This window comes from Streptomyces tremellae (genome assembly GCF_039540215.1).
Taxonomy (GTDB): Bacteria; Actinomycetota; Actinomycetes; order Streptomycetales; family Streptomycetaceae; genus Streptomyces; species Streptomyces tremellae.
The window spans coordinates 26,920-36,106 of sequence record NZ_BAABEP010000061.1 but is presented as its reverse complement, the minus strand read 5'-3'; the positions used below and the strand labels follow the sequence as shown (position 1 = coordinate 36,106).

The 9,187-nt window shown below is 71.2% G+C and carries 12 protein-coding genes; 5 read left to right on the top strand and 7 right to left on the bottom strand.

From position 1 onward, the window contains the following. Positions 1-599 precede the first annotated feature (599 nt). The 4 genes from ABEA77_RS28355 to ABEA77_RS28340 are packed head-to-tail and all read left to right on the top strand — an operon-like array spanning position 600 to position 3,941. Positions 600-3,011, top strand: a complete 2,412-nt coding sequence (locus tag ABEA77_RS28355; RefSeq protein WP_345653607.1) for a DEAD/DEAH box helicase — start codon at positions 600-602, stop codon at positions 3,009-3,011. After that, positions 3,011-3,409, top strand: coding sequence for a hypothetical protein (locus tag ABEA77_RS28350; protein WP_345653604.1), 399 nt, complete (start codon positions 3,011-3,013; stop codon positions 3,407-3,409). Before ABEA77_RS28355 ends, ABEA77_RS28350 begins: the two co-directional genes overlap by 1 nt. Next, entirely contained in the window at positions 3,406-3,633 is a 228-nt protein-coding gene (locus tag ABEA77_RS28345) for a hypothetical protein (RefSeq protein WP_345653601.1), read from the top strand. The genes ABEA77_RS28350 and ABEA77_RS28345 overlap by 4 nt, the downstream gene beginning before the upstream one ends. Further along, the gene (locus ABEA77_RS28340) at positions 3,630-3,941 is read left to right on the top strand and encodes a hypothetical protein (RefSeq protein ID WP_345653598.1); all 312 of its coding nucleotides are present in this window, start codon (positions 3,630-3,632) and stop codon (positions 3,939-3,941) included. Before ABEA77_RS28345 ends, ABEA77_RS28340 begins: the two co-directional genes overlap by 4 nt. Before the next feature lie 13 nt (positions 3,942-3,954). Here the strand turns inward: ABEA77_RS28340 and ABEA77_RS28335 are convergent, their stop codons facing one another. The 7 genes from ABEA77_RS28335 to ABEA77_RS28305 all read right to left on the bottom strand — a co-directional run bounded on the left by ABEA77_RS28335 (position 3,955) and on the right by ABEA77_RS28305 (position 8,434). Further along, positions 3,955-4,575, bottom strand: coding sequence for a zinc finger domain-containing protein (locus ABEA77_RS28335; RefSeq protein ID WP_345653595.1), 621 nt, complete (start codon positions 4,573-4,575; stop codon positions 3,955-3,957). 235 nt (positions 4,576-4,810) lie between these two features. After that, positions 4,811-5,239: a hypothetical protein gene (locus ABEA77_RS28330; RefSeq protein WP_345653593.1), complete on the bottom strand. Its 429-nt coding sequence runs from the start codon at positions 5,237-5,239 to the stop codon at positions 4,811-4,813. Positions 5,240-5,276: 37 nt separating this feature from the next. Further along, complete coding sequence (locus ABEA77_RS28325; protein WP_345653590.1) at positions 5,277-5,693, bottom strand: hypothetical protein; 417 nt, start codon at positions 5,691-5,693, stop codon at positions 5,277-5,279. Positions 5,694-5,910: 217 nt separating this feature from the next. After that, a complete protein-coding gene (locus tag ABEA77_RS28320; RefSeq protein ID WP_345653587.1) occupies positions 5,911-6,453 on the bottom strand; it encodes a flavoprotein in 543 nt (180 codons plus the stop codon). A 212-nt stretch (positions 6,454-6,665) separates the two neighbouring features. Continuing rightward, positions 6,666-6,902: a hypothetical protein gene (locus ABEA77_RS28315; RefSeq protein WP_345653584.1), complete on the bottom strand. Its 237-nt coding sequence runs from the start codon at positions 6,900-6,902 to the stop codon at positions 6,666-6,668. 409 nt (positions 6,903-7,311) lie between these two features. Further along, positions 7,312-7,800 carry a hypothetical protein gene (locus ABEA77_RS28310; RefSeq protein ID WP_345653581.1) on the bottom strand — a complete coding sequence of 163 codons (489 nt, stop codon included), beginning with the start codon at positions 7,798-7,800 and terminating at the stop codon, positions 7,312-7,314. A gap of 46 nt (positions 7,801-7,846) precedes the next feature. After that, positions 7,847-8,434, bottom strand: coding sequence for a relaxase domain-containing protein (locus tag ABEA77_RS28305; protein ID WP_345653578.1), 588 nt, complete (start codon positions 8,432-8,434; stop codon positions 7,847-7,849). A 338-nt stretch (positions 8,435-8,772) separates the two neighbouring features. On the opposite strand from ABEA77_RS28305, the gene ABEA77_RS28300 reads away from it, so the two are divergent. Beyond that, on the top strand, positions 8,773-9,081 hold the full coding sequence (locus ABEA77_RS28300; protein WP_345653575.1) for a hypothetical protein: 309 nt from the start codon (positions 8,773-8,775) through the stop codon (positions 9,079-9,081). Positions 9,082-9,187: the final 106 nt, after the last annotated feature.

Below are 9,187 nucleotides of genomic sequence, written 5' to 3'. Positions count from 1 at the left end.
ATCGCACGTTGTCTTCCTAAGACCGCTTGGCCTCCGACTGGGATATGCCCCGGCAAGCCGGGGCATAGAGCGCGAATTGCGCAAGCGCAATTCGGATTCCCCCGCTTGCGGGGGAATGGAATTCCGTAAACGGAATTCCGGACGGAATGCAATTCGCGCAAGCGCGAATTGGAGGCGACCGCGCAAGCGCGATCACCGGGGCTGGCTACGAGGGGAGGTGCATCGCGTGCGGAACTGTGTAGGGCCTGGGGTTCCTCCCCACCACCCCTGCAACGAGGGTGATGGACCGCCTGCCCGATCGGGTGCCGGCCCCACCGCAGTGACGGGCTCCGCTGCGCTCCACCCTGACCCCTCCCCCACCCTCGAAACCGGCTGCTCACGTTCACGAATACCCCGCCAGCATACCCTATGAACCGTACGCGCGGGGCGAAATTCAGTCAAGTATCAGCTTCCAGGGCGAACCTGTCGCGTGGGCGATGCATCACGGGTTCCGGGTGTGTAGAGTCTGGGGTCAGACACCATCACCCCGGCCCGCCAGTCACCGCGCCGGACTCTTATTCCTATTACGCGTCGCATTCCGCGAAAAGGAGAACACGGGAATGGCCGTGAAACTGCGTGAACACCAGATTGAGGCCGTAGCCGCCATCGTGCGCGGCCTCGACGTCCCGCCGGGTGGCATTCCCTGGAATGGCTTGCGCGGGCAGGTGCACGCCGCGTGCGGGACGGGAAAGACCATCATCGCGGCGGCCTCCGCAAAGCGGATTGTTCCCAAGGGCCGCATTCTCGTGGTGGTGCCGACCCTGGATCTCCTGGCGCAGACCGTGAAGGCATGGAGCGGTGCCGGGCACAAGGGGCCGGCCGTGATGGTGTGCTCGCCCCTGGACGACCCGGAGCTGTTCCACCTGGGGGTGCGGAGCACCACGAACCCCGTGCAGCTGGCCCTGTGGCACAGCGCCGGGCCGGTGACCATCTACGCCACCTACGCGTCGCTGGGCGTGCTCGTAGAAGCCTTCGAGGGCGCCTACGGGCAGAAGCTCGCCCCGGTGGACCTGGCGGTGGTCGATGAGGCGCACCGGACCAGTGGGTCGATGGGGAAGGCGTGGGCGGACATCCACGACCAGACGAAGATCCCGGCGCACCGCCGGCTGTACCTGACGGCGACGCCTCGGATCTGGGAGGAGCGGCTGAACCGCGAAGTCGCCGAGGGGGTGCGTGACCCGCTGCCGCGCGAGATGGCGGCCTCCATGGACGACGAGAAGGTCTTCGGGCCGGTCCTCTACAAGCTCTCGTTGGCGTCGGCGGTGTCTCGGAAGCTGCTGGCGCGGTACCAGATCATCGTCCTGGAGCTCCAGGACCCGGTCGTGACGCCCGAGCGGCTGATGGGCGAGGAGCGGCACACCGAGGAGGTCCGCGGGCAGCGCCTCGGGGCGCTCCAGGCCGCGTTGCTGCACACGATGGAGCAGCACAACCTCCAGACCTGCATTACCTTCCACCACCGGACCATAGAGGCCGCGGCGTACGCGGAGGGCCTGGAGCGCGTGGCCAAGCGGCTGCACGATGATCAGCCCGAGAAGTACCCGGCGGAGATCTGGGCGGACTGGCTGTGCGGGGAGCACGTCCCGGAGCGCCGGCGGGACGTGCTGGGGAAGTTCGGCTCCACCGCACGGCGGGCCGTGCTCTCCAACTGCCGCGTGCTCGGGGAGGGCGTGGACATCCGGGCCGTGGACTCCGTGGCGCTCCTGGACCCCAAGGGTGCGCCGCACGACATCGTGCAGGCGATCGGCCGGGCGCTGCGTCAGAAGCCTGGACAGGGAAAGCTGGCCTCTTTGATCGTGCCGGTATTTCTCCAGCCCGATGAATCGCCGGAGGACATGTTCACCTCCGGTTCGTATAAGCCGCTGGTGAAGGTTCTTGAGGGTCTTCGGGCTCACGACGAAGAGGCCGTCGAATTGCTCGCGATCCCGCAGGAGCCTCAGAAGGACGTCGCGCAGCCCTCCGAATACATCGGTGCCGCGCCCGCCGATAACGAGGAAGAAACCCGTCTCCTGCTCCGGTTTGCGGCTCCGCGTGATCCGGTGATGGTCGCCAACTGGGTGTCCTTCAACGTGATCGACACGGAGCGGCAGGACTGGGCGCGCGGCTGGGCGAAGCTCAAGGACTACGCGGAGCGCGAGGGCCACGCCCGGGTGCCGTACGAGCACAAGGAGGGCGCGTTCCCGCTCGGTCAGTGGGTCGCGGAGCAGCGACGGGCATACGGGGCCGGGCAGATGAGCGGCCGGCGGGCGGCGCGGCTGGAGAAGCTGGGCATGGCCTGGTCGGCGGCCGACGCGCGGTTCCAGGAAAACCTGGCGGCGGCCCGGGTGTACTTCGCGGAGCACTGGACGCTGTGCGCTCCCCGGGCGGCGGCCGCGCTCGACAAGCCGGTCGGCCAGTGGCTGTCCAACCTGCGCCGTCCCGGTGCGCTGGAGGGTCACCCGGAGTGGGAGGCCGCGCTCCTGGCCGTGGACGAGGACTGGAACCCGTCGTGGCCCACGGAGTGGCAGCGGCACTACGCCGCGCTGCGGGAGCTGGTGCGTGACGAGGAAGGGCCGGCGGAGGTGCTGCCCGGCTTCACCGTGCACGGCATGGACGTCGGCAAGTGGCTGGCCCGGCAGCGCAGGCCCGAGGTGTGGGCAGCTCTGGCCGACGGGCAGCGCGAGCGCCTGGAGGCCGTCGGCGTCACCACGCTCGCCGCTCCGGCCCCGGTGGAGCAGGCCGCGCCGACGGAGCCGTCCACGGCGCCCGTGAGCGCCTTCGAGAAGGGCGTTGCGGCCCTGGCGCAGTACAAGGCCCGCACGGGCTCTGTGACGGTCCCCAGGGCCCACGTAGAGGCGCTGCCGGACGGGACAGAGGTCAAGCTCGGGGTGTTCCTCAGCAACAGCAAGAGCCGCCGGGCCAAGCTGACCGTCGACAAGCTCGCCGCGCTCGCCGGCCTCGGGCTGGAGTGGGCGGCCACGGCAGGAGCGGCGTGATGAGCACGGGCGAGCACGAGGCCGGAGAGCAGCACGTGCGGGACACCGTGCGGCGGCACACCCACACCAGGGCCTTCACGGAGGCCGAGGACGTCAACTCGGCCGTGCTGTCCGACCCCGGCGTCCAGGAGGCGCGGGAGCGGGTGGAGGCGGCGGAGACGGAGATGGGCACGGAGCTGGTCGCCCGTCTCCAGCCATTCCAGGACCGCTACGACCAGGCCGTGGCGGCGGGCGACGCAGACGGGCTCGCCGGGCTCTGTGCGGGCAAGCACGGCCGCTGGGGGCGGATCTGCGTCCTGCCCGAGGGGCACGAGACCTCGATGGAGGAACCGCACTGGGGCCGCAACGGCGAAGGCCGGCCGATCGCGTGGGTGGGCAGCGCACCTGACGACTGGTGAGCGGCGGTGAGCCGCTGCCGGCCGTGGAGGCGCGTGCGATCGCCAACAGCATCCACCGGTGGATCACGACGCGGTCGAGGATGTGGAAGGACGGTGCGGCGGTCTACGAGGCCACCTTCGTCGCCATCCAGTCCGCCCGTGCCAAGAAGGGCGGCGCAGCGCGCGCTGCGCGCCGGGACGAGCGCACCGAAGCCATGCTCGAGTACATGAGGGGGAAGCCGTGACGCAGGGACCCAGGCGCGAGCGTCGCACCGCGACGGTCCGCGAGCTCGCGGACCGGTTCGGCGTGTCCCCACGGACCGTGCGCAGCATGATCGCCGAGGAACGCGCGGCGTACGAGGGCCGCTCCCAGCAGCGCCGGGACCAGATCGTCGAACTGCACAGGCAGGGACTGAAGGGCTACGAGATCGCGCGCGAGCTGAAGGTTTCCAGCGGTCTGGTGTCCACCCGGCTCAAGGAAGCCCGCTCGGCCGGTGTCGACCTCACCCGCTACGCCGCTGCCGGTGAAGCCCAGGAGCAGAGCCAGGCGTAGCGAGCGGGCCGGGTCAGCCCTGGGGGCGCTCCCTCTGGATCTTCTGCACCTTGCGGGCCATGTCGAGCTGCGCGCGGACCACGGTGTCGAACAGGGCCTCCGGATCGCCGTCGGGGCCGGCGCTCGCAGCCAGCAGCGAGGCGACTTGGCCGGCGAGGACGGTGACCACGTCGGCCGTTCCCACCGGGCCGCGGACCTCGATCAGCTTGCGCACTGCGTCGTCGATGCGGTCCATGGCCTCCTCGCCCTGGAGGAGCAGACCGAGCCGGTCGGCGAGGAACATGCGGACGACCGCCACACCGTCGGCCAGGGCGGTGTCCACGTTGTAGTCGGCGCGGGCTTTCTCCGACTCCTTGAGCACGGCCGGAATCGTGTACGTCCGCTGCTCCGGGATGAGGCCCTCCTTCCGCCACTCCTCGTACGGGATGGGGCCGACGGCGTCACGGCGGGCACGGTGTTCGTTGGTCGGGCTGCCGCCCGCGGTGCGGCAGGCCCGCCCTGCGGCTGCCTTGCAGGTCGGGCAGTCGACACGGCGCTTCCACGCGCGCACGAGATCCATCTCGGCGTCGGAGCGAAGGTGGCGTCGCCACTCGCCGCCCCACGGGATGCTCTGCGATCCGTTCTCCACACCCATTGGCCCCCCTGGGTCCTCGTGGTGTGCCGTCTTGCGTGCCGAAGCTGACCGTACCTGCGCTGACGCCTCTCATGGGCCGACAGCGGTCGATCCGGAGACGGCCGTCGTGCGCGCCAGTTCAGCTGCCGTGGGCTTCCAACGCGTACAGCTCATAGGGGACGGTTCCGGCTTCGGTGTCTCGGGAGGAGTTCCGCACCGCTCGCGGCCGCGGCCTGGTCGCCGGCGGCATCATCGCCTACCGCAACAACCGCTGACCGCCACCGTCCTTGGGCTCACCCGTCGGAGCGGGTGAGCCCAGCACGAGCGGCGCCTCGCCCAGCGGGCCGTCAGCGACCTGGAACCGGTGTGCGGACAGGATCGCGCGCAGCGCCTGGTTCATCGCGGCCTGCTGGGCATCGCACAGCCCGGAGGGAAGACAGCGGGCCTGCGGGTCCTGCTGCCACTGCACCCGCAGCCCGCGGCGGTCCAGGACCAAGGCCACGCCTGCTTCTTGCCCGTCTGCGGCCGCCTCGATGTCGTACGGCGGCAGACCGGCCAGCAGCATGACCTCGAGTACGGCCCGTGCCAGGTGCTCCTGGACCTCGGTGAGCGCCGCGCCGTCCAGGACGGACCTGGGCGCGAAGTAGCGCGCCTGCTGCTCGCAGTCCCCGCCGCGTGGGTCCATGCTGTCGCTCCCGCTGTCCGGTCCGGCACCCAGGTCGTCAGGCGTCCGGGGCGATGATCTTGTTACCGCTACTCAGGTGCGGGCGGACCGTGTACTCGCCGTCCGGGGAAGGCCGGTGCGGTCCCCCGTCCTCGGGCTCGCTCACGCCGATGACAGGCCAGAAGACGCCCTCCCCGTCCATGACCCAGGCGGCAATGGGCGCGTCGAATGCATCGAACGGGCCGAACCGCTCGGCTTGCACCTTCCACCCGGGCGCGGCCGGCAGGACCGAAACCACCCGGTGGTACGGCACCAGTTCCTTGAACCCCGGCACCTTCGTGACGGGGACCAGCCGAGGACTGTCCCGCATCGCCACCATCGCTTCTTCCTTCGGCCCCCACTTCTCCACGGGCAGCGAATACTCCCGCTCCCCCTCCACGATCTTCGCTCCCCACCCTGTCGGGCTCCACTTCATGGCCGATCCTCCCCTGTGATCGATCTACGGCTGAACGACGCTACCCATCCGGCAGCCGCGGTAGTGCGGCTTCGCCACCAAAGGCCGACGGCATGGGCAAGTAGAGGTTGGATCAGGTCAGATCGGTGGTGCCGGGGCACCACGCGACGCAAGGCGTGAGCTGCGGAACAGGAGGGCGGAGCACCAGGGTTGGCGTCCCGCCCTTTGCCGACGGAGGTCAGGCAGGGAGCGCGCCGATCGCGGCCTGCCACGGGTAGGCGTCGAGGTCGCCGTGCTTCGGCTTGTGGGGCACAAATCCGTCCTCTCCGAGCAGCACGGTGACGCCTGCTTCGCGCAGGAAGGCGATGTGGCCGGCCACCGCGGGGTGCGCGGCTTGGGCGTCGTTGAAATGCGGCAGGGCGATGATCGGCAGACCCAGGCCGATGCCCTCGGTGATCAGTCCGAGGGCGAGGGTGTCGCTGATCGCGGTCGCCCACTTCGCGAGCGTGTTGTTGGTGAGCGGGGCCACGAGGATCGCGTCCGGGGCGGGCAGGACGTCCGGCTGCAAGGGCAGCTTGTACTGCCAGCGGACCGGGTGTCCGGTCAGCTCCGTCAGGGCCTCGATCTCGCCTTCGGTGTCCTCGCTGAGCCACCGGTACGCGGACGGCGTGAGGATCACGCACACGTCCCAGCCCGCCGCCTGGGCGGCGCGGACGGGTACGTGAAGGCGTCGGGCGGGCGGGGCGGCGCAGGCGATGAGGTACAGGGTGCGTGTGGTCACCGGGGCAGTCCACAACGATCAGCAGTCGATGCGCATACCCCCTCTACCCGTGCGGCACGATCATCAGGCACCGCGCCCACACCGAGCCGGCCGCGGACAGGGCCGACGCGCCCGCACGACGACCGCGCGGCGGGCGCCCGGCGTCCCGGAGGCGCCGGTGTGGCCGTGCGCATGCTGCGCACTGGCCACACGAGCACCACCCGCCACGAAATTCAGCACCCGTCGACTCCCACGTCAGCGCGGGGCAGCCGGCGTAGTTCGCAGCGCGCCGCCGGCACCGCGGGCGCCATCTGCCAGTAGGGATGCCACCACAGCCGTACGGACAGGCGCAGCAGGCGGCGACGCAGGACGGTGGTGTCGCGGAGGCGGGACGCGGCGAGCGCGTCGTAGGTGGCGTTCCAGGCGGCTTGCGTCCGCACCAGGTCGTCGGGGAAGTCAGTCGCGTCCATATCGACATTAGATCGCGTGTTCGATTTTGGTGTCACGTCGGACACACGCCGACCGGAGCCGCGGTCGGGGCCGCGCGCGGGCCGCGCGCGACGAGTCCGCGGGGAACGCCTGGGCGCCTTCCAGGCGGTCGCGCCGCGGGCGGGCGGGCCTGCGGTCGCCCCCGACGAGGGAGGTCAGGTCCGGGACGCCGACAGTCCTGGGCCTGTGGCCGGCCCCTCCCGGGGGGGGGTGGGAAGGCGCCGTCAGGACCGCCGGCGCAACCAGCGCGGCCCCGGTCGGCTCTTGACCGTCCTCCGGCTCCAGCGGTGCGGCGGCCTGGAGGCGAGCCGGCCCCCTCGGGGCGGCCACGGGCCCGCGGGCGACGTCGGCGGAGCCGGGAACGGCAGCCGCGGGCGAGCCCGGCCGCGCCTACCGGGTGCGCAGAGCGCGCGCGGCGGCCTCGCAGGCGCGGGCGAGCGGCTCGCTGGCCAGGTCGGGCAGCGAGCCCTGTTCCGCGGCCTGGCGCAGATGCGCGAGGGCCTGCGCCCATTCGATCGCGTCCTCGGGCAGCGTGTACGGCTCACCACTCAACCGCGTCGCCGGCACCCGTTCCTGCTCGGTACGCACCACCGTGCGCACCACCGTCTCCGTCCGCTCCACGACCTGTGTCACCGGCTCCCGCGTGCGCCCGCCCTCGCCCACCGGGCGCTCCGCGCGGGCCTGCGCCCTGCGCAGCTCGTACGCGCGCGTGCGATGCGCGGCGCCGCAGTACGCCGGCGGCCGCCCCGTCCCCGCGTACGGGACCTCTTCGCCGCACCAGGCACAGGTACGAGCGACCAACCGCTCACGCACCACCCGCACCTCACCGGCCACCGACCCCCGTCCGTCCCCGCCGTCAGCACCCTGAATTTTCGTCACAGACGAAACCCTAGCCGCCTGAAAGGTCCGAGCCCTTTCCCGCAGGTCACAGCCACCGAGCGCCCAGTGATGCGTTCGTCTCTCTTATCCCTTTGGAGAGCAGCACCGCAGCGCTCCACGCCCCCAGCCCCCGGCGCCCGCCGGGGGCTTCGAGCCAGTGCAGTGCCCTGTCGATGGCCCGCTCGTGCGCCCGCTCGATGACCCGGCGCGTGTGGGCGTCGCCCAGCGCCCACAGCACGTGCAGGGACGCCTGCGGGCGGAAGGTGAAGTCCAGGGCGATCAGCGGGGTCTGCTTGCGGGCCTCGATCTCCTCGATCGGCTGCCCGAGGACGGTCGCCCGCCGGGCGGTGGCCGCGTCGGCGCCGTCGTCCAGGAGGTGCCGCTCGATCCGGTCGGCGTCCGGGTGCCGGCCCTGACCGAAGGCGAGCTCCATCTGCCGCTCGGACACCTCCGCGCCCGCGGTGAGCCCGAGCGCAGCCAGGCCGCGCCCCAGCCACCGCCCCGGCGGGAGACCGGCCACCTCCTGGGCGTCCTTGAGGGACTGGCCGACCGGGCGGCGGCCGTCCCCGAAGGCAACTCCGCGCACGTAATAACGCCAGGCGTTACGCCTCTGGACCTTCGCGACACTCAGCATCCCCACAGGGGACACCGGCTCTGACCTGCGAAAAAGAGCGATCCCGTGAGGCGGGACAGTTCACCGGAACTTCACGGCCGATCCCGCCCGACGGGCAGTTCCGGAGGCACCGCGCCCGCCCGGCGGACACCACCCGGGCCATGCAAATGCTGCGCGGCCACCCCGCCACACCCGCCTCACACACCACGAAAACCTCAAGTAGACGACTCCAGCGTCAACGAGCGCCTTACTGCGTACCGCTCCCCCACCCAGCGGCCAAGGACGCCGCACCCCTGCACCACGTCACCCACTCTCGCCCCCGGCAACGCCGGGGGCTTCTTGCTGCCTGGAGGACCGACGTGCCCACCTACGAGACCATGACCCGCTTCAACAACGACCTGCGCCGTCTCACCCCCGAACAGCGCCGCCGCTTCCGCCGGGCCGTCACCGCCTTCGTCCACGACCTGCGCGACACCGACGGGCACTTCCGCGCCGGCCTCCGCGTCAAGCAGGTCAGCGGCTTCCCCGGGATCTACGAACTCACCTGGTCCGCAGGCACCGGACCGGCCGGGCGCGCCACCTGGCAGTACGGGACCTCATGCCGTCCCGGCGAGCGGCACATCATCTGGCGACGCATCGGCACCCACGACATCCTCACCGGCCCCTGACTGAGGTCCGCTCAGCTACTTTCACGCGTGAAACCGATCCGGTCTGGCTGAGGCCAGGGACGCGTGCCCGCTAGGGTTCGGTCCGACAGGTTGCACCACCCCGGAG